Raw genomic sequence first — 18652 nt, 5'->3', positions numbered from 1 at the left:
ACGTTAGGTTTTTTGTATTCTTGGGGGCATAAATGAAGTTGCAGCAGTTGCGTTACATATGGGAAGTGGCCCGGCATGATTTGAATGTTTCAGCAACGGCGCAGAGTCTTTATACCTCTCAACCGGGTATTAGTAAGCAGATCCGCTTGCTGGAAGATGAACTGGGAGTTGAAGTGTTTGCTCGTAGTGGCAAGCACTTAACTCGGGTTACACCTGCTGGTGAGGCTATTCTTGACGTTGCTGGCGATATTCTGCGTAAGGTTGAAAGTATTAAGCAGGTGGCTCAAGAGTTTAGTGACGAAAAAATGGGCAGTCTTGAGGTCGCAACCACGCATACTCAAGCACGTTATGCGCTGCCTGTCACTATTCATCGCTTTATGCAAAGCTATCCGGATGTTTCGTTGCATATGCATCAAGGCACGCCGATGCAGATTGCTGAAATGGCGGCCAATGGGACCGTTGATTTCGCCATCGCGACCGAGGCGATGTCGCGCTTTAATGATCTGATTATGATGCCCTGTTATCGCTGGAATCGTTCGGTCGTGGTGCCAAAAGATCATCCGCTGGCACAACTATCAAAGCTAACACTGCAAGATGTTGCGCAGTACCCGATTGTGACCTACGTGTTTGGTTTCACGGGACGCTCTAAATTAGATGATGCGTTTAGTCAGGAAGGGCTCGAGCCTAAAGTGGTGTTTACGGCGGTAGATTCTGATGTCATTAAGACCTATGTGCGGTTAGGTCTGGGGGTTGGCATCATTGCTTCGATGGCATTCGATGAGCGTCAAGATCAAGACCTAGTGCATTTGGATGCCAGTCATCTGTTTGATTACAGCACCACTAAAATTGGTTTTCGCAAGGGGACTTTTTTACGCGGTTATATGTATGACTTTATTCAACAGTTTGCCCCTCATCTGACACCTGATGTGGTGAAAAGAGTGCAGGCTTGCAGTAATCGGGCTGAGATTGAAGAGATCTTTGCGCATCAGGTGTTACCGGATATGTGATTCTTGTTGACCCTGATCAAGCCTCTTAATGAGGCTTTTTTTAGGTGTCAGTTCTTTCGTTTCGTTTAGGAAGGTCATGCGTGTCTGACCATTTTAACCTCTTGTTTAATGTCGTGAATGATCATCACTTGTCAGTGGCTCAATTTTTACAGCCGCGATTGACTGCGATAGATTTTGCACGCTTGCCTGAGCTCTGTCGTCAAGAATTGGTGAGCGTTGATCGACAACCGGTGACACTACACGCATGCTTAAAGAATGCTTCACAGCTGAGCGTTATGCTCCCAGACCATCACGAAGATTCAGTCGATGTAAGCTGGGAGTTACTTTGGGAAAACAGTGAGTTAATGGCTGTTTTTAAACCACATAATCTGCCTGTTAGTCGCACCACACGTAATCTGTATAACACCTTGATCTCGCTAGTGAAGCGGCAAACTCGTTATTATGATGCCCGCTTACTGCATCGATTGGATAGCGAAACCGCCGGTATTCTTCTCTTGGCTAAAGATGCCGCCGCTGACCGTCGCTGGAAACCCCGACTGAATCAGTTGATACAGAGAAAGCTTTATCATGCTTGGGTTGACGGTGTGCCTACTTGGCAGACTAAACAGATGACATGTCAGTTATCAGAAAAGCAGGGAAGTGCCATTCGTAGTCAGGTTTATGTGGTGGATGATACTGATGTATCTAATCGGTATGACTACCTTAAGCCCCGCGAGAGTAGCACCTTGTTTCGAGTGTTAGCGACACATGAGGGCCAGGCATTACTGCAATGTCAGTTATTGACCGGCCGTAAACATCAAATTCGGGCTCAGCTGAGTTACCTAGGTTATCCGCTGATTGGCGATAAAATTTATGCACATCAAGGTAGGTTTTATCTTAAACGCATCGATCAAGGGCTCGATGAGACGGATTTTGCCATTCTCGGTGCGAAACATCATCTATTGCAGGCTGCTGCGCTAACGTTGGATATTGATGGACAAACGGTGGAGATCGTCTTGCCGTCAACCCATAGGCTAAGCTTGCTGTGACGGTGATTAAACAGCGGTATTAGGTAGCAATAGTTTGCGCCTCGCGGATTAGCATCATGGGTGTTCTGGATGTACATAAGGTCTGACGGTTAATCATCTATTCGGGCAGAGGGTATTGGTGAAATACCCTGCCACAACCTATCATTGAAGCTTGTCAGTATTGAAGGGATGCAGATAAGCCGTTGATTGAGTTTATGATGGCTCGAGCCGCGGAATGGTCGGCTAATCAATCTCACTGACAGTAATTAGATCTGCAGGCTGATAGGCATGAGGCCAATATTTTTTGACGACTTCGCCTGCGCTATCGAAAGTATGACAGGTATTGAGGTTAAACGGCGTATGGTTTTCATCTTGCCGTGCCTTGTCTAATCGTTCTTGATGGGTCGCCTGATAGGCGGTGGTCGCGATCGGGCCGAGTAGTTCGAGGAGGTGAGTACATCCCTGAACGCCACTGAAAAGTGCTTTACACTGTTTCGTAAACCCTGGCGCTATCTGTAGCCCACTGAGTAATGAGTAGCGATCGGCAATCGAGGGACAGAGGCGAAAAGGCGTGTTATCCATACTGGCTACGGCATCGAGTATATTCAACTCTAAATCGATTGTTAGGCGAATAGCGAGCAGATGGATAGGCTCGCCGGGTTCAACAACACCGTTATTGCGCTCCTTGATCTCAATGGGAACTGTTTTGATATCGCTAAGGTGGCCTTCAATATCCCACAAACCGTCGGCACGCTTAAAACCTTCACAGGTGACGGTGCGGGTATGGAGTCGTTTGCGTTCTGTTGGAGAGGGTAATGGCATAGAATCGGTACTTTATTATTAGTGAAGAGGAAACAATTATGGCTCGCTAAGCCATATATTTATCCCACAATGTGTTTCGCAGTGCAACAATCAATCAGCGGTCTTACAGACCGCCGAAGCGTTTATAGAAGCGCGGCGCGGGTTCCGGTAAGCGACCATCTGCCGTTTCTTGAGTTGCCGAGAGAAAACTCTCAGCGGGCTGAAATATGTGTCGATAGATGTTCCGACACAGTACTCGAGCTGAAGTGCCAGCCCAATCCGCTGGTAAGAGCTTTTCTGGGAGTTGCGGGTCTTTCAGGAGAATTCTGCGGTAGTGATGGATTAATAAAATACGCAGTTGAAAGCACTGCTCAGGATCCAGTTCCGGTTGGTTTTCAATGGCTCTTAGGATGGGCCGGAAGCGTTCGAGAAAGAGTTGATAATCATCGGATAACTGATTTAGGTTCCAGCACTCATTGACCAGTTCCTTTAGTGGTGCGGAGGTTTGCCCGTTCACTAACTCAGAACTCATATGAATAATATCATTTTGCACACATAGATCCTGCAGTGTGCCGTTAACTTCTAGCATATCGGCCATCGGATGAGCCATCACGCTTGGGGCAATGTTACCAAAGCCGAGCCATTCGAGTTCCTTTTTAACGACTTTACGCAGTTCAGTATCTAACTGTGTGGTGATGATCATATCCCATTTGCCGTCCCATTCGGGGTAGAGTTCGGCATAAATGCGTCGGAATGCGCTTTCGAATCGTTTGCGGCCCACATCGGTTAGGCTGTAAAAACTTTTGCGTCCGACCTGTGAAGAATTCAGCCAGCCGTCCTTCGTGAGACGAAAAATGGAAGTTCTTACGAGTCTCTGATTAAGCCCGAGGGGCTCAAGCAGCTTGATCAAGCTTCCTAGCCAAACCGTGCCGCCTCTAGGAGAGATCGCATCGCCATAGATGGTGATAATCAATGATCCACCGCGAATCGGCCGCTGATTGTTAAAGTCATCAACCAGCTCTTCAATACAACGAAGTTTGTTCATTCGGTTCTCATACAGTTATGACCAGAAAGGGAATATATCATTTGCATCGATAGTGCCCCGAAAAAAATAAAGAGTTTATGTGCAAAAAATAATGCCATCAAGCACAGATGTCGTTATCTGTCGTTGGCAGGCCTAGATAGTCTATAAAGAGTATGAGATCACGCACTAGTAAGCGTGGCATGTCACTTAGCAAGAGGCCTAGACGATGGCCCTCAGGCTTGAATATTGTTCTTAAGTGTTTACGAGTACGCTTTATTTAGTTAACATGCTAACTATATTGTTCAGTTGAGCGACGCTTAAAAACGATAATATGCCACTGTGAATCACTTATGTTCATAGGGTGCTGTACTAAGGTTCAACTCAATCAGCAAAGTAAGTAATGCAAGGCGAACAGTTTAATACTAATATACTGATACAGTATTTTTATTAATTGTTGATAGAAATGTATCATATACTTGGTTATGATTCATCAACCCTTCAGCAGAGATGCGAAGGCATATAATAACTAGGGGCAAAGCCTCATTAATCTCTAATAAAAATAATGGACGTAATCGCGTCTAAGAGATAGCCAGGAGATAGAACGAATGAAAAAAATGACTTTCTTGAAAACTGCTGCCGCAGTTGCTTTAGGTACATCCTTTTCGGTTAGTGCGATGGCAGAAACAACACTGCGTGTGGCTAGCTGGTTACCACCGACCCATCCTCAGAACACTGTTGTTTGGCCAACGTGGTCAAAATGGGTTGAAGACGCGACCGATGGACGAGTTAAAGTGGAAATTGAATATGGTCTGGGACATCCCAAAACCATGTTTGAACTGGTTGAAGACGGCGTGGTTGACGTCTCTTGGAGCTACCATGGTTATGTGCCAGGCCGCTTCAAGCTGACGCAAGCGGTTGAACAGCCACTGCTAGGCGCGAGTGCAGAAGCGGCTTCGGTTGCTCATTGGCGTGTTCATCAAAAATACTTTGCTAAGGCGAATGAGCATGACGGTCTTGAAGTGATCGGCTTATTTACGCATGGTCCGGGTCAAATTCATATGGCGCAACCGATTACCTCACTGGCCGATCTAGAAGGTAAAAAAATACGTTTAGGCGGTGGTGTACAGGGAGAAATCGGTGAGCGTCTAGGCGTAACCTCGGTAGGTGCACCGGCCCCGAAAGTGTATGAGATGATGCAGCAAGGCGTTATTGATGGCGTCTTCATTCCGATGGGCGAACAAAAATCACTGCGCCTGAAAGAGGTGGCTCAGAATGTCGTTATGTTGCCTGGCGGTATGTATATGGGCAGCTTTGCTATGTTTATGAACCCTGATTTCTTAGCCGATCTTGACGCTAAAGATCGCCAGGCGATTCTCAGCGTTTCCGGTGAAAAATTATCGGCGATGGCCGGTCGTGCTTGGGATGCAGGCGACCTCGAAGGGGTTAAAGCCGCTGAAGAAGCCGGTGTAAACATCACCATGGTTAAGCAAGATGATGCCTTAGATAAGGAGTTCGTGGCACTAACTGAGGGTATGGATGAGGCGTTCTATGAGGCTGTCGCTGATCGTGGTGTTGATGCAAAAGCAGCACTAACTGAATTGCGTCAAATTGCCCGCAGCTATAAGTGAGGAGCGTACTATGACCTTTAGTGCCTGGCTGACAGCGCACTACGAGGAAAAAGGGCCAGTCATCTGGCTGGCCTTTTTTCTAGAGTTGATTGCTGCCGTAACCCTATTTTTATTGATGCTGCTAACCTGTGCCGATGTTTTCGGTCGTTATTTTTTCGCCAATTCGGTCGATGGAACCACTGAATTAACGGAGATGGCCATTGCTATCTTGGTATTTGCGGAAATGCCGGTGATTACTTGGCGTGGCGGGCATGTTGTTGTTGATATCCTCGATCGTGTGATGGGGAGTTCATTGATTAAAGTGTTGGGCTTGTTCGCAGCTTTTCTGATGTCGACATCCTTGTACTTTCTGGCCGTTAGAATTTTTCAGCTAGCGGAACGCTCTTTACGACGGGAAGAGGTGACTGAGTATCTTCAGTTTCCGATAGGCTACGTTGTCCAATATATCGCGATTATGAGCTGGATAACGGCCGCCTTAATGATCAGCTACGGTGTTTACCGTTTGTTGTTCCTGTCACGTGACTGATCCTGGTTACTTCACTATATATACGTTGATAACGTTACAGGTGTGTTCAGAATGATTACTGCATTAACTGGCTTTGCAATACTGCTGCTGATTATCGTGGTCATCCGGGTACCGATTGCATTTGCAATGGGGCTGGTAGGCTTTTTTGGCTTTGCATATATGCAAGGTCTTGGTTTTGATAACTTGATGGATTTTCGGTGGACGGGGGCGTTATCGATGGCCGCTAAGCGTGTTGTCGATACCTCACAGGAATACGGCTTATCCGTTATTCCACTGTTTATACTGATGGGTAACCTCGTGACAAAGTCCGGGCTATCCCATGAATTGTACCGCGCCTCTTATGCGTTTTTAGGTCACCGTAAGGGCGGCCTTTCCATGGCGACCGTCGTCGCTTGTGGTGGTTTCTCGGCGATTTGTGGTTCGAGTCTGGCGACCTCTGCAACCATGGCAAAGGTGGCGATGCCGCCGATGCGTAAATATGGCTATGCCGATTCACTCGCAACGGCCTCGATTGCTGCGGGTGGTACGCTGGGTATCTTGATTCCGCCTTCTGTGATCTTGGTGATCTACGGTTTGCTAACTGAAACCAGTATTCGCGAACTATTTGCTGCTGGCTTTATTCCAGGTTTTCTGGGGATCATGTTGTATCTGGCGGCGGTGAGGTACGTGGTATGGCGTGATCCAGACGCGGGCCCTTGTGGTGAGAAGATGGCATGGTCCGAACGTCTACAAGCATTGAATGGTGTTTGGGGTGTACTGATACTGTTCTCGGTGGTGATGGGCGGCATCTATCTTGGTGTCTTCACGCCCACCGAAGCGGCGGGTATTGGGGCGGGCGGCGCTTTCTTGATCGCCTTGTATCGTCGCTCACTGACGTTTGGCAGTCTGTTTGATATTTTAACCGATACGGCCAGAACATCGGCGATGCTGTTTGCGGTATTAATTGGCGCGTTGATCTTCTCTAATTTCATTAACCGTGCGGGTTTGCCTGCCGATCTACTTGAATTAGTGAACGGCTTAGATGTGCCACCGATGGTGGTGATTTTAGTCATTTTAGCGATCTATATTGTCTTGGGCATGGTATTTGAAAGTTTATCCATGTTGCTGCTGACAGTACCTATTTTCTTCCCATTGGTACAAAGCCTTGGCTTCGATCTGGTGTGGTTTGGTATTGTGGTGGTGGTGGTGACGGAGATCAGTCTAATCACGCCGCCGGTGGGCATGAACGTGTTTGTCTTAAGCGCCGTGCTGAGAGATGTGAAAGCCAGTGTTATCTTTAAAGGGGTGACGCCATTTTGGTGTGCTGATATTTTCCGTCTGGTGTTGATTACGCTGTTTTCTTCGATATCGCTTTTCTTACCCGAGTTGCTGTATCGTTAACGTGGTTAAATATGTTTAAGGCCCTGAGGGGCCTTTTTGATATGAGGGTTGAATTATGTTGCCTGATGTAAAAAAAATTCTCTACGCTTCAGATATTGATAAGGGTTCGCGTCCGGCCTTTCGTGCCGCGATTAGCTTGTGTGGTCACTATCATTCTGAAATCACTTATCTGCATGTAATTGAGCCGCTTAGCTCATCCGCTCAGAGTATCGTTCAAACGATGATTAACGAGCAAGATATGAAGGCGCTACAGGATCAAAGCTTGCAAAACCTTAAGGCCAAGATTGAAGAACGTATTACGCGTTTCTGTGATACGGAGCTTGAAGAGAGCGAGGTGTTGCAAAAGGGCTCTCTGACTTCACGGGTTGAAGAGGGTACGCCTTGGAAAACCATCCTGCGAGTTGCCGATGAAATCGATGCCGATGTGATTGTGATGGGTACGCGAACTCATTCCGCGATGGGGCAGTTCCTACTCGGTTCAACGGCTAATAAAGTGATGCAAAGTTCAAAGCGTCCGGTGTTGATCGTACCGCTTTAACAAAACGGATATTTAGTCTCAATAAAAAAACGGCCGGTATTGGCCGTTTTTGCTTTATAGTGGATTATTATCTTTTTGGCATTAATATCACGGCTTGGGTTGAACTTAATTATCCACGCTTGATAGCGTTAAGTTTGATTATGATAGGGAGACATAGGGAATGGATGTTCTGTCAGCGATGGGTGTATTTGTTCGCGTAGTTGATTTAAAGAGCTTTTCATTGGCGGCTGGCGAGTTGGGCATCTCAAGTTCGTCGGTCAGTAAGCAGGTTGCGCATTTAGAAAAACACGTCGGCGCGAGGTTACTGCAGCGTACCACGCGCCGCTTGAGTGTCACTGAAGTGGGAGCGGCGTATCATGAAAAATGTCAACGGGTTCTGGCTGAGGTAAGTGAGGCGGAGAATCTCGTATCGCAGTTGCAGGGAACGCCTCAAGGGGTCTTAAAAATCAACTGCAACATGACGTTTGGACAGATGTTGCTATCGAAAGCCATTCCTGAATTTATGCAGCTTTACCCTGAGATACAGTTTGAAGTCGCCCTCGATGATGGCGATGTTGAGTTGCTACGAGAAGGATTCGATCTCGCCCTGAGAATTACTCATCCGCAACTGCCGGATTCCAGCTTGATTGCTCGTGAAATTGCCTCCATACCGTTGTTTCTCTGTGCTAGTCCGCAGTATTTGCTTGAACAGGGGCGGCCGCAAACCCCTCAAGAGCTGACACAACATAATTGTTTGGTGTTTATGTTAGCCAGCAATACCAATGTTTGGACGCTGACGAATAGCGCAGGCAGTCAGGTGGTTGAGGTTAGTGGAGACCTGAAAGCTAATAATAGCTTACTGGTATTACAATCAGTATTGGCGGATCGAGGCATCGCAAACTTAGCTTCCTTTGTGATTGAGCGTTATGTGGCTGAGGGAAAAGTGGAGCTACTATTGCCAGACTATCAGGCCGAACGCTTGAGCTTATACGCGGTGTATCAAGAGCGTCAGTATGTGCCGCCAAAAGTTAGCCTATTTATTGAGTTCTTTCAAACGTGGCTGGAGAACAATCTGCAGCAAACATTTTCGTCATAAGGTATGCCACTTTTAAGTCGAGGAGAGAGGGCTTAAGCAAGCGGCATGCGTGGCAATCGAATAACCTGTTTGGCTAGGTGTTAATAATATGATTTTGTATGACTACTACCGCTCATCGGCGGCCTATCGAGTGCGTATTGCGCTGAATTTAAAAGCAATTGATTATCAGCAGGTGCCCGTGAATTTGGTTGCTGGTGAGCAGCGCTCGGCTGCGCATTTAGCCCGCAACCCGCAAGGCTTAGTGCCGGCTTTGCTCGATGGGGAATTGCTGTTGACTCAATCAATGGCTATTTGTGAATATCTCGATGAAACCTATCCGCAGGTGACGCCTTTGTTGCCGGCTGCATCAGCCGATCGCGCCAAAGTCAGAGCCATGGCGCTATTAGTGGCGTGTGATATCCATCCGCTTAATAACCTACGGGTGTTGAAATATCTGCTGACCGAGCTGGGTGGAAGCGATACGCAGAAAACGCAGTGGTATCAGCATTGGGTGTATCAGGGCTTTGATGCGTTGGAATCTATGCTAGCGGTTAATGCCGGAGCGTTTAGTTTTGGCGATCAACTATCATTGGCCGATGTGTCACTGATTCCGCAGGTTTTTAATGCCAATCGTTTTAATTGTGATATGAGTCGTTATCCGCACATCTGTCGAGTGAATGATAACTGTCTGCAACTGAAAGGCTTCATTGATGCGCACCCTGATCGACAAGGCACGGCATAAATAAGTGCTCGGTAGTCGTTGAGTCGCTGAGGATAAGCTCATCGACTCAACGCGTGTGGGGTTGATGGTCGTGGCGAAGCAGGGCGCTGACTAATCTAAGTCGTTGAGGGCCTGCATCGCCTCCTTACTCCATTCGAGTGATTTACGATAACAGCTTTCATAAAGGGTAGCATCGAAGTTAGTGGGTAGGAGATCCCAGTCACCGGTCTCATAGTTACCCACATGCATCAATGTTTCACCCATCTCGCCTTCATTGAGGAGAATGGCATTCTTGATTTCATCGCTGAGTGGTACCTCTTTCAGCATTGATTCACGATCGATATCCAGTAACAGGTGGAGATTCGACATCATGCCCGTCATGAAATAGCTGCCTGGGTTTGGTCGTTTACTGGCTAAGGCAATCTCTTCACACATGCGCCCACGTACCAGTAAGCCACGGCAAATCTCTTCAGGCTTGCCGCTTTGATTGTTGAGAGCGATGAGGGTTGCCCACTTTCTAATCTGTGCCATGCCGAGCATGACGATGGCTTCAGTCAGTGATTCAACTTTGCGCACTAGCGAATAGGCGGCCGAGTTTATAATGCGCAGCAGCTTATAGGTGAGCACGGGGTCGCGGATAATGAGGCTTTCGAGGCGCTCCGGTGTGGTGTTGGGGTTTTGTAGTTCTTGTACGAGTTCAAACAGGGCGGCCTGATTGGGATCGACCTTTTTACCCTTGATTAATTTGGGTTTGCTGAGGAAGTGCCCCTGAAACAGCTTAAAACCGAGCTTATTACACTCTTCTAGCATCTCGACGGTCTGAATCTTCTCGGCGAGTAGCGTCACTTTGAAAGGCGAGAGGAGACTAACCTGTTTAGCAATATCGTCAAAACTCATGTTTTTAACATTGAGTTTGATGATTTGGGCCATTTTGAATAAGGGTTCATGTTCGGGTTTGTAAATGAAATTATCCAACGCGATGCGATAACCGGCCTTAACTAAACGGTAAATGGCGACAATAATGTCACGCTCGACATTAATATTGGTATTGATTTCTAGGACGATGTTTTTCCGGGGTAATGCTGGGAAATCATTAGACAGCAGTAACTCACGGCTGAGGTTGATAAATGCAGGCACGCGCTTCAGCTCACCCTGATCGGAAATGCTGGTGTATGAATTCAGCAGCAACTCGCTGGTGGCGCTGGATTGACTGAACAGAGAGCTATCTGCATCTTGGCCATCACGATACAGTAATTCATAGGCCACAACCCGTTGGCTGCGATCGAAGATCGGCTGCCGAGACATGAGGATTTGTGCGCCTGAAGAGGTGTCCATGATTGATTTTTTCCAAATTATAAGACAATTGATTTAAGCATATCGGTAGTGGCTTTGATTGTCAGCAGGCTGACTCACCAATACAGGTAGTGCGATATTAGGATAATGGGCGAAAGAAGTCGCTGTTTTCGATGTGACAGGTATAATGTTGCTCCCTGATTTAGCAGACTGAGATTATGAGTACAATTAACTGGTTTCCTGGCCATATGCATAAGGCCCGTAAAGAGATCGCCAAGGTGATGGATGAGATTGATGTGGTAATCGAAGTGCTCGATGCCCGCTTACCTGTTTCCAGTGAAAATCCGATGGTGTCTCAGCTACGCAAGGGAACGCCGGTCATCAAGTTGCTGAATAAAAGTGATCTCGCCGATCCAGCGCGCACTCAGGAGTGGGCTGATTATTACAACAGTTTGCCCGATACTCAGGCATTGATCATCGATTATCAGCAAAAAAAGCTGATTAATAGCATCCCTGAGCTGTGCAATAAACTGGTGCCCGCGCGCAGCAATAATAAGCGTCAGGTGCGTGCCATGATTATGGGGATTCCCAACGTCGGTAAATCCACCATGATTAACGCCTTGCTCGGTAAACGAATTGCCAAGGTCGGTAATGAGCCTGCCGTCACCAAAGGGCAAACACGCTTTACGCTTAAAAACGGTATGGCATTATCGGATACACCGGGGATGTTGTGGCCTAAAATTGAAGATATCGATTCGGGCTATCGCCTGGCGGCCAGTGGTGCGATTAAAAACACCGCTATCGAGTATGAAGATATTGCCCTCTATGCGGCGGAGTTTTTGCGTCAGGATTACCCTGATTTACTGATGAGTCGCTATAAACTTAAAGAGCTGCCCGAACGCGGTGATCTGGTGCTTGAAGCGATCGGACGTAAACGCGGTGGTTTGAGGCCCGGTGGTGTGATCGATATGCATAAAGCCTCGGAGATACTCCTCACTGAACTGCGTGGTGGACAAGTCGGGCCGATCACGTATGAAACTGTCGCCGAGTGGCAGGAAAAATGGCGACAACAGAAGCTTGAGGCCGAACGCCTTGAGCGTGAACGAATAGAACAGGAACGGTTAGACGCAGAGTCACAGAGTGATCGCTCGGCTCACCGCCAACAAGGTAAATGATATGTCACGTATAAAGAAAAAGCGCACCTCCCCGAAACCGATCTTTCTGGATATTCCGCGTCGGAGTGAAAAACTGGCCGATCCCGATAGTTATGAAAGCCGTAAGCGGCGTAATCTGGAACAGAAAAAGAAACATAAATCGGTGTATGAAAAAGCCCGTGAAGCGGAACAAGCCGATAATAACGATGACGCACAGCGTCAGACTCCATTAGCGGATAAAATTCGTCGCCTGAAACGCGCCGAAGAAGCTCGCAAAGCCGCGTCTGAAGCAGAATAATCGCTGCGATCGTTTGATCTCTTGATAAGCCTGATCTACGTTTATCGATACCTGTCGATAAACGGCAGGCTTAAAACGGAGATCAGATTATGTCACATGCTGATGTTCATCGGGCGGGTAACCGGCCCATCAAAGTCGATCTAATAGAGGGCGAAACCTACGGCTGGTGTGCCTGTGGTCGCTCAGCAACACAACCCTTCTGTGATGGTTCGCATCAAGGCACGGGTATCGATCCGGTCGTGTTTGTTGCCCGCAAAAGTGAAACGGTATTCCTCTGTACCTGTAAGCAAACCAAGACACCGCCGCTGTGTGATGGCAGTCATAAGTCAGCATAACAAGGTCAATAGCCCTCGCTAGAATCCGCCTGACTGGGTACAATGCGTTTCTTTTTTTCAGCAGGAAGAGTATCCCTTGCAACAGGTTGATGTGGTGATCGTGGGTGCCGGTGCATCCGGTTTAATGTGTGCCGCCACGGCGGGTTATCGTGGCCGCTCGGTGCTGGTATTGGAACATAGCGCAAAAATTGGGCGAAAAATTCTGATGTCCGGTGGTGGACGATGTAACTTCACCAATATCCATAACTCCCCCGCGAACTTCATCTCGCAAAACCCTCACTTCTGTAAATCAGCCTTGAGTCGTTATTCCGCACAGGACTTCATCGATCTTGTTGATCGTCATGGCGTTGAATATCACGAGAAAACATTGGGTCAGCTATTTTGCAATGAATCCAGCAAAGAGATCTTGCGGGTCTTGATGACCGAATGTGAATGGGCTGGGGTGGAGATTAAAACCAATACCGAAGTGCATCAGCTCAAACAAACCCCAAGCGGATTTCAGCTGCAAACCAGTCATGGCAATATCAGTGCGACCTCGGTGGTTATCGCCACCGGTGGATTGTCGATTCCTAATGGCGGGGCGACCAGTTTTGCCTATGATATCGCCACCGAGTATGGGCTAACCGTGTTACCCCGTAGCGCGTCATTAGTGCCTTTCACGCTGCAACCGAAAGATAAAGAGGTGTTGAGCGAGCTTTCCGGTGTTTCTCATCAGGTGAAAGCGAGTATCGGCGACACCCGCTTCGTTGAAATGATGCTGTTCACTCATCGGGGGTTAAGCGGCCCGGCTATCCTGCAAATATCCAATTACTGGCAACCGGGTGAAGAGGTCGAGATCGATCTGTTTCCACACTTCGACCTACTCGAATGGTTAAAAGAGCAGCGTGATAGCCGACCCAAAGCCGATATCACCACGATTATGGCGCAACAGATGAGCAAGCGGATGGCGCAAGTTCTCTGCGGTAAGTTTGAGCTGACCGGTGCGCTGGGTAATCTATCCAATAAACAGCTAGAAGCGATCAATACGGCTTTTCGTCACTGGCGTATTAAACCCTCCGGCACCGAAGGTTACCGTACCGCGGAAGTCACATTGGGCGGTATCGACACCGATGAGATCAATCAGAAAACCATGCAAGCGAAGAAGGTAGAAGGGTTGTATTTTATCGGTGAATGTCTCGATGTGACTGGTCATCTAGGCGGCCATAATTTTCAATGGGCCTGGGCTTCGGGCGTGGCGGCAGGGCAGGTGGTGTAGGTTTTGTGCAACGTGTGTGAGTGTATTTACATTTTAGACAAACGTTCGTTTATCTAACCGTCTAAAGGGATATTAGTGATAGGGGCATGACCCTTGTTCAACGGGCTGTTGCCAGATCAATCTTACCCTTGAATACAAAAAGTATTGAGCGAGCGCTTTGATTTAACCGCATCTAGCTCTTATGATTGAGGCACGTTTATGGCAGGGATGCAGCCTCGATCGGCACTATAGTTCTGTTAAAGTTCTGTTAAGTGCTTCTTTTGAATGTTCTTAACCTACTGATATATAAGGTTAAGTTTCCCTTTGGGTTGTCGTATTCCTAGAATTATAGTCGGCCTTTATGCTTTGGGCCGTTATTAAACTAGTCGGTGCAAACAAGCACTATCAAACACTTAACAAGAAAAGTCATCCTACGCATACTGCGCGGCTGCTTTAGGTGTTAGCTGTTACTGCGCCGTCCGGAAAGTGATACTATAGTGTCACTATTAGTCAGATTCAGGGTGAGTCCATGAAGGTTGAACTTGTTACGAACCTCAAGCGCCAAGCCACAAAAATTTTGGCAGATCTGCGCTTGTCTAAAGAGCCGGTACTGATCACGGAGCACGGTCAGCCATCCGCATACCTTGTTGATGTGCAGGATTACGAGTTTATGCAGCGCCGACTTGAGCTGCTTGAGGGGCTCTCGCGGGGAGAGCGTGCTGTACTTGAGGGAAGAACGTACAGCCAAAGTGAGGCCAGAGAGAAAATGAGTAAATGGCTGAAGTAATCTGGACAGAGCCCGCCCTTCAAGAATTGGATGCCATTGCTGAGTACATCGCTCTGGATAATCCTGCTGCAGCAAGTCATCTGGTCCAGAACATTTTCGGTAAGATCGAGCGTCTGGAGAACTTTCCCCAATCCGGACGGATTCCTCCTGAGCTCCCTGATTCGGTATACAGGGAGTTAGTGGTTCAACCGTGTCGCATTTTCTATCGTGAAGATGGGAAGCGTGTTCTCGTCCTCTATGTCATGCGAGAGGAGCGGCAGCTTAGGGCTTACATGCTTGGGAACAGCTAACCAGGCGCGTCACTCGGATGCCTTTGTTTCCGTTTTGCTACATCAAAGCCACCGGTGGGCTTCGGCGTTATACCCAATGAGAACTAGTGACAGATCTTGAAAAGGCGAAGAATCGGGAAATTCCGTCCCCTTTTGGGAAAGCCGAATATGTCGTTCCTGGCACCCCAGCTTCGGTTCAATCTAAAAAGGCAGCAAGAGATGCCTGCTTAGCCATTATAAAGAGCCTCTTCAAGAATACTGAATACTTGCTCACTGGCGAAATAATGTTGAACGTCACGTGGTGTGGTTACTGCCAGAAAAAAGTAGATTTGAAACTGACACAAAGGCGGATATTGATAATTGCTTAAAACCGATAATTGATGCTTTTACTGGGCCAGATGGATTGTTCATCGATGATTGTCAGCTTAGGGGGCTATACATATGTTGGCGCCACATCACTTTCGATGATGAAAGGCTGGTATTCGAATTTGAATTTCAAGCAGATCAGTACACTTCTAAAGATGAATTAGCATTTGTTCAACTGGATGGCGCGCTATGCACTCCCGTGAACCTACATTGGCCTAAAGCGGCAATAAAACTTTGGGTGGGAATGCTCAAATTTAACCAAGCCCGTGCTAGAAAAGCTGGGTACACCTTATCCAGCAGTTGTGGGCTTCCTTGGTGGAAGCCAGCCCTTCCATCGAACGAGAGTTAATGGTTTTAAAGCGCTATCGCTAACTGAGTTTGAGAACTCTGCTTAGTATGGAAGCAGGGTATAACAAATCAATCAACTACGGGCCTTCGGCGCCTGGCGCGCCAAAGCGCGCCGGTTATTGAGGCGTTGAGGCTGTCGGATAAGTCCTGCAGCCATCTGGTAGATGGATGTCGCTCCCGCTACAATCGATCAAAAGAACTTTACCCCGCAGGATGCAAGGGATGGCGCGTTATAAACACTACGATTACAACCAGACTAAGATAACTCCGCAACGGTTTGCGGATCAGATTCATCCAGGTACTTTCGAATATACTCTTAGTCATGTGGTCGATAATGATCTCGATATGAGTTTGTTTGAATCCCGTTATCGCAATGATTATAACGGTGCACCGGCTTATGATCCGACTATCCTGCTGAAGATTGTTTTATTCGCTTACTCACGCGGGATGACCTCCAGTCGTAAAATCGCGCAGGCCTGCCGTGAGGGTGTTTTCTTTATGGCGCTGTCAGCGGACAGTCAGCCCCACCACAGCACCATCGCTGAGTTCATTACGCGCATGGATGACGTTATTGCTTCGTTGTTTACCCAGATCCTGATGGTGTGTGATGGCATGGACCTGATTGGTCGGGAGATGTTCGTTATTGATGGCTGCAAGATGCCCTCCAATGCGTCGAAAGAGTGGAGCGGCACACGGGCGGAACTGAACCGTAAACAAGCCAAGATTGAGCGTGCTGTCGAACGTATGATGCAGTCGCATCACCAAACCGACAGAACAGACCAGCAACCAGAAATCACCGAGCGGCAACAGGCGCAGATCAAAAAGCTGGAAGAGGTGTCCGCTAAGATAAAAAAGCACTTAGCGACCGAACCTGAACGGCTCGGTCAGCGTGGCCGCCCAGTTAAAAGCAATATCACCGATAATGATAGCGCCAAAATGACTAAAGGGTCAGGAACCCTTTGGCGCGAAGCCCGATGGGGCGCCATATTTATAGTCAACGATTAGGTATGATTGAGCCGGTGTTTGGCAATTTGGAAAGCAATAAAGGCCTGAAGCGATTTACGCTCAGAGGCAAAGAAAAGGTCAATGCGCAATGGTTGATGTACTGCATGGTGCATAATATAGAGAAAATCGCGACGCAGGGCGAGATAAGGGATTAAGTGACAGGGTATGGGTTAAAAAATGCTCTTATCAGGTTGAAAGGAACAGAAACCGAGCGTTTAAACTGAAGGGTGAAGTGTAATCTCTTCAGTCAATAAACTAAAACGAAAAGGAAGAGGCTGCGGTAGTTAGATATTTTTTGTCAAAATGTCTAATCCGACAGTCTCGTTAGGCAGCAAAAAAAGGGGGAAACATCTTGATCTCTATACAGAAAAAATTTCTTTTCATCCATGTACCAAAAACAGGTGGGAATAGCATACAAAACATACTAAAAGTTTATTCTGAAGATGACATAGTTGTATTGGCTAAACACCAGGATGGCATCGAAAGGTTTGAAGTAAGAAATAAAATATATGATATTAAAAAACACTCGATTCTATCTCATTATAAGTCTGTTTTAGAGCCAGACACATATGAATCATTGTTTAAATTCGCAACCATAAGAAACCCGTGGGAAAAAATGATCTCTTTTTATTTTTCACCTCACCGGGGGGTAAAAAAATGGGATCGAAATAATTTCATAGCCCTTCTAAATAATGTTGCACCCCTTCGGCATTATGTTTGTGAAGGGGCGCAATCTATCAAAGTCGATTCAGAATTGGACTATTTAATAAAGTTTGAAAACTTGGATGAAGATTTTGGCATAGTGTGCAAAAATTTGGGTATCCCTGAGATCACTCTTCCAAGGAGAAATCAATCAAATAGAAGGCATTACTCAAAGTACTATGATAGCGAACTCATCCAATTGGTTGAAGACAGATTCAAAGAAGAAATTGAATTTGGCAATTATAGCTTTAAAAATGCCTAAAAAACCGGAGAAAACCGGGACACCCATAATTTAATCCTACCAAAATCAGCCGTCTGATCTACGCTTAAAGCACTGGTGAAATTATGGAGGATCACACCATGACCCATGCCCGCAATGAGCAGATCAGCACCGCTGATACCCCGTATTACCACTGTATTGCCCGCTGTGTTCGGCGGGCATTCTTATGCGGTGAAGATGCCTTTTCCGGTCGGTCCTATGAGCACCGCCGCCAATGGATTCTGGATCGTTTAACCGTGTTGGATCGAATGTTCGCCGTGGATGTTTGTGCTTATGCCATCATGTCTAATCATTACCATCTGGTTCTGTATATCAATCAGGAAGAGGCTGAGTCCTGGCCGGAAGAAGAGGTTATCCGCCGCTGGTTGCTGCTGTTTAAAGCCCCAGTTCTTATTGAGCGCTATCAGAGAAACCAATGCAGCAGTCATGCCGAGCATAAAAGGGCGGCTGAAATCATTGAGGACTGGCGGCAGCGTCTGATGGATATCAGTTGGTTTATGCGGGGCCTGAATGAATATATCGCCCGAAAATCGAATGAAGAAGATGACTGTACGGGGCGTTTCTGGGAAGGACGCTTTAAAAGTCAGGCGCTGCTGGATGAGCAGGCACTGTTAACCTGCATGGCATATGTTGACCTGAACCCGGTGCGGGCTGGCATGGCTGATTGCCCGGAACACTCGGATTTTACCTCGGTGCAGCAGCGAATCCGGGAAGACGCTCAAGCCAGTGAAGAACCGGATACTCCAAAACTGAAAGCCTTATCCGCCACTCAGACGGACAGCGAACACGCGATCTCTTTTGATTATGCCGATTATCTGGCGTTGGTCGATTGGGCCGGGCGCTGCCAGCGGGAAGATAAGCACGGCTTTATCTCTGAGTGCTATCCGCCCATTCT

At 47.4% G+C, this 18652-nt stretch carries 22 protein-coding genes; 19 read left to right on the top strand and 3 right to left on the bottom strand.

Features of this window, described 5'->3' with window-relative positions; translation table 11 throughout:
• Positions 1-32 precede the first annotated feature (32 nt).
• Positions 33-1007: an HTH-type transcriptional regulator CysB gene (cysB, locus tag Q4488_RS03670; RefSeq protein ID WP_303579107.1), complete on the top strand. Its 975-nt coding sequence runs from the start codon at positions 33-35 to the stop codon at positions 1005-1007.
• Positions 1008-1087: 80 nt separating this feature from the next.
• Positions 1088-2035: an RluA family pseudouridine synthase gene (locus Q4488_RS03665; RefSeq protein ID WP_303579106.1), complete on the top strand. Its 948-nt coding sequence runs from the start codon at positions 1088-1090 to the stop codon at positions 2033-2035.
• 222 nt (positions 2036-2257) lie between these two features.
• On the opposite strand, the gene Q4488_RS03660 is transcribed toward Q4488_RS03665, so the two are convergent.
• Both Q4488_RS03660 and paaX read right to left on the bottom strand, forming a co-directional pair.
• The gene (locus tag Q4488_RS03660; RefSeq protein ID WP_303579105.1) at positions 2258-2836 is read right to left on the bottom strand and encodes a DUF2889 domain-containing protein; all 579 of its coding nucleotides are present in this window, start codon (positions 2834-2836) and stop codon (positions 2258-2260) included.
• A 103-nt stretch (positions 2837-2939) separates the two neighbouring features.
• Entirely contained in the window at positions 2940-3860 is a 921-nt protein-coding gene (paaX, locus tag Q4488_RS03655) for a phenylacetic acid degradation operon negative regulatory protein PaaX (protein ID WP_303579104.1), read from the bottom strand.
• 584 nt (positions 3861-4444) lie between these two features.
• Between paaX and Q4488_RS03650 the strand changes: the two genes are divergently transcribed.
• The 6 genes from Q4488_RS03650 (at position 4445) to maiA (ending at position 9707) form a co-directional block, all read left to right on the top strand.
• Positions 4445-5467, top strand: a complete 1023-nt coding sequence (locus tag Q4488_RS03650) for a TRAP transporter substrate-binding protein (RefSeq protein ID WP_303579103.1) — start codon at positions 4445-4447, stop codon at positions 5465-5467.
• A 10-nt stretch (positions 5468-5477) separates the two neighbouring features.
• On the top strand, positions 5478-5993 hold the full coding sequence (locus Q4488_RS03645) for a TRAP transporter small permease (RefSeq protein ID WP_303579102.1): 516 nt from the start codon (positions 5478-5480) through the stop codon (positions 5991-5993).
• A gap of 51 nt (positions 5994-6044) precedes the next feature.
• The gene (locus Q4488_RS03640) at positions 6045-7373 is read left to right on the top strand and encodes a TRAP transporter large permease (protein ID WP_303579101.1); all 1329 of its coding nucleotides are present in this window, start codon (positions 6045-6047) and stop codon (positions 7371-7373) included.
• Positions 7374-7428: 55 nt separating this feature from the next.
• On the top strand, positions 7429-7911 hold the full coding sequence (locus tag Q4488_RS03635) for a universal stress protein (protein WP_303579100.1): 483 nt from the start codon (positions 7429-7431) through the stop codon (positions 7909-7911).
• Positions 7912-8071: 160 nt separating this feature from the next.
• On the top strand, positions 8072-8986 hold the full coding sequence (locus tag Q4488_RS03630; RefSeq protein WP_303579099.1) for a LysR family transcriptional regulator: 915 nt from the start codon (positions 8072-8074) through the stop codon (positions 8984-8986).
• 88 nt (positions 8987-9074) lie between these two features.
• Entirely contained in the window at positions 9075-9707 is a 633-nt protein-coding gene (gene maiA, locus Q4488_RS03625) for a maleylacetoacetate isomerase (protein ID WP_303579098.1), read from the top strand.
• 90 nt (positions 9708-9797) lie between these two features.
• Here the strand turns inward: maiA and Q4488_RS03620 are convergent, their stop codons facing one another.
• Complete coding sequence (locus Q4488_RS03620; RefSeq protein ID WP_303579097.1) at positions 9798-11021, bottom strand: EAL and HDOD domain-containing protein; 1224 nt, start codon at positions 11019-11021, stop codon at positions 9798-9800.
• 176 nt (positions 11022-11197) lie between these two features.
• Here Q4488_RS03620 and ylqF point away from each other — a divergent pair, with 176 nt between their 5' ends.
• The 11 genes from ylqF to Q4488_RS03565 form a co-directional block, all read left to right on the top strand.
• Entirely contained in the window at positions 11198-12154 is a 957-nt protein-coding gene (gene ylqF / locus Q4488_RS03615; RefSeq protein WP_303579096.1) for a ribosome biogenesis GTPase YlqF, read from the top strand.
• 1 nt (position 12155) lies between these two features.
• Positions 12156-12431: a hypothetical protein gene (locus Q4488_RS03610; RefSeq protein WP_303579095.1), complete on the top strand. Its 276-nt coding sequence runs from the start codon at positions 12156-12158 to the stop codon at positions 12429-12431.
• Positions 12432-12520: 89 nt separating this feature from the next.
• Positions 12521-12766, top strand: coding sequence for a CDGSH iron-sulfur domain-containing protein (locus Q4488_RS03605; RefSeq protein ID WP_303579094.1), 246 nt, complete (start codon positions 12521-12523; stop codon positions 12764-12766).
• Between the two features lie 76 nt (positions 12767-12842).
• The gene (locus tag Q4488_RS03600) at positions 12843-14021 is read left to right on the top strand and encodes an NAD(P)/FAD-dependent oxidoreductase (protein ID WP_303579093.1); all 1179 of its coding nucleotides are present in this window, start codon (positions 12843-12845) and stop codon (positions 14019-14021) included.
• Between the two features lie 508 nt (positions 14022-14529).
• Positions 14530-14787, top strand: a complete 258-nt coding sequence (locus Q4488_RS03595; RefSeq protein WP_100689219.1) for a type II toxin-antitoxin system Phd/YefM family antitoxin — start codon at positions 14530-14532, stop codon at positions 14785-14787.
• Positions 14775-15077: a type II toxin-antitoxin system RelE/ParE family toxin gene (locus Q4488_RS03590; protein WP_303579092.1), complete on the top strand. Its 303-nt coding sequence runs from the start codon at positions 14775-14777 to the stop codon at positions 15075-15077. Before Q4488_RS03595 ends, Q4488_RS03590 begins: the two co-directional genes overlap by 13 nt.
• 86 nt (positions 15078-15163) lie before the next feature.
• Positions 15164-15424, top strand: coding sequence for a hypothetical protein (locus Q4488_RS03585; RefSeq protein ID WP_303579091.1), 261 nt, complete (start codon positions 15164-15166; stop codon positions 15422-15424).
• A gap of 568 nt (positions 15425-15992) precedes the next feature.
• The gene (locus Q4488_RS03580) at positions 15993-16775 is read left to right on the top strand and encodes a transposase (protein ID WP_303579090.1); all 783 of its coding nucleotides are present in this window, start codon (positions 15993-15995) and stop codon (positions 16773-16775) included.
• A 2-nt stretch (positions 16776-16777) separates the two neighbouring features.
• Positions 16778-16930, top strand: coding sequence for a transposase (locus Q4488_RS03575; RefSeq protein ID WP_303579089.1), 153 nt, complete (start codon positions 16778-16780; stop codon positions 16928-16930).
• Between the two features lie 197 nt (positions 16931-17127).
• Entirely contained in the window at positions 17128-17739 is a 612-nt protein-coding gene (locus Q4488_RS03570; protein WP_303579088.1) for a sulfotransferase family 2 domain-containing protein, read from the top strand.
• Positions 17740-17822: 83 nt separating this feature from the next.
• A partial coding sequence (locus Q4488_RS03565) for a transposase (RefSeq protein ID WP_303579087.1) occupies positions 17823-18652 on the top strand: 830 nt, incomplete at its 3' end.

Origin of the sequence: Amphritea sp. 1_MG-2023 (assembly GCF_030547545.1) — a bacterium.
In the GTDB taxonomy this organism is placed as follows: Bacteria; Pseudomonadota; Gammaproteobacteria; order Pseudomonadales; family Balneatricaceae; genus Amphritea.
Note: the sequence above shows the minus strand (reverse complement) of the source record. Positions and strands in the feature narration are given on the sequence as shown.

What these genes read in the sequence shown, in the direction of transcription:
- cysB (WP_303579107.1), top strand. Translation starts at nt 33, where the DNA reads ATGAAGTTGCAGCAGTTGCGTTACATATGGGAAGTGGCCCGGCATGAT.
- Q4488_RS03660 (WP_303579105.1), bottom strand. Translation starts at nt 2,836, where the DNA reads ATGCCATTACCCTCTCCAACAGAACGCAAACGACTCCATACCCGCACC.
- paaX (WP_303579104.1), bottom strand. Translation starts at nt 3,860, where the DNA reads ATGAACAAACTTCGTTGTATTGAAGAGCTGGTTGATGACTTTAACAAT.
- Q4488_RS03650 (WP_303579103.1), top strand. Translation starts at nt 4,445, where the DNA reads ATGAAAAAAATGACTTTCTTGAAAACTGCTGCCGCAGTTGCTTTAGGT.
- Q4488_RS03645 (WP_303579102.1), top strand. Translation starts at nt 5,478, where the DNA reads ATGACCTTTAGTGCCTGGCTGACAGCGCACTACGAGGAAAAAGGGCCA.
- Q4488_RS03640 (WP_303579101.1), top strand. Translation starts at nt 6,045, where the DNA reads ATGATTACTGCATTAACTGGCTTTGCAATACTGCTGCTGATTATCGTG.
- Q4488_RS03635 (WP_303579100.1), top strand. Translation starts at nt 7,429, where the DNA reads ATGTTGCCTGATGTAAAAAAAATTCTCTACGCTTCAGATATTGATAAG.
- Q4488_RS03630 (WP_303579099.1), top strand. Translation starts at nt 8,072, where the DNA reads ATGGATGTTCTGTCAGCGATGGGTGTATTTGTTCGCGTAGTTGATTTA.
- maiA (WP_303579098.1), top strand. Translation starts at nt 9,075, where the DNA reads ATGATTTTGTATGACTACTACCGCTCATCGGCGGCCTATCGAGTGCGT.
- Q4488_RS03620 (WP_303579097.1), bottom strand. Translation starts at nt 11,021, where the DNA reads ATGGACACCTCTTCAGGCGCACAAATCCTCATGTCTCGGCAGCCGATC.
- ylqF (WP_303579096.1), top strand. Translation starts at nt 11,198, where the DNA reads ATGAGTACAATTAACTGGTTTCCTGGCCATATGCATAAGGCCCGTAAA.
- Q4488_RS03610 (WP_303579095.1), top strand. Translation starts at nt 12,156, where the DNA reads ATGTCACGTATAAAGAAAAAGCGCACCTCCCCGAAACCGATCTTTCTG.
- Q4488_RS03605 (WP_303579094.1), top strand. Translation starts at nt 12,521, where the DNA reads ATGTCACATGCTGATGTTCATCGGGCGGGTAACCGGCCCATCAAAGTC.
- Q4488_RS03595 (WP_100689219.1), top strand. Translation starts at nt 14,530, where the DNA reads ATGAAGGTTGAACTTGTTACGAACCTCAAGCGCCAAGCCACAAAAATT.
- Q4488_RS03590 (WP_303579092.1), top strand. Translation starts at nt 14,775, where the DNA reads ATGGCTGAAGTAATCTGGACAGAGCCCGCCCTTCAAGAATTGGATGCC.
- Q4488_RS03580 (WP_303579090.1), top strand. Translation starts at nt 15,993, where the DNA reads ATGGCGCGTTATAAACACTACGATTACAACCAGACTAAGATAACTCCG.
- Q4488_RS03575 (WP_303579089.1), top strand. Translation starts at nt 16,778, where the DNA reads ATGATTGAGCCGGTGTTTGGCAATTTGGAAAGCAATAAAGGCCTGAAG.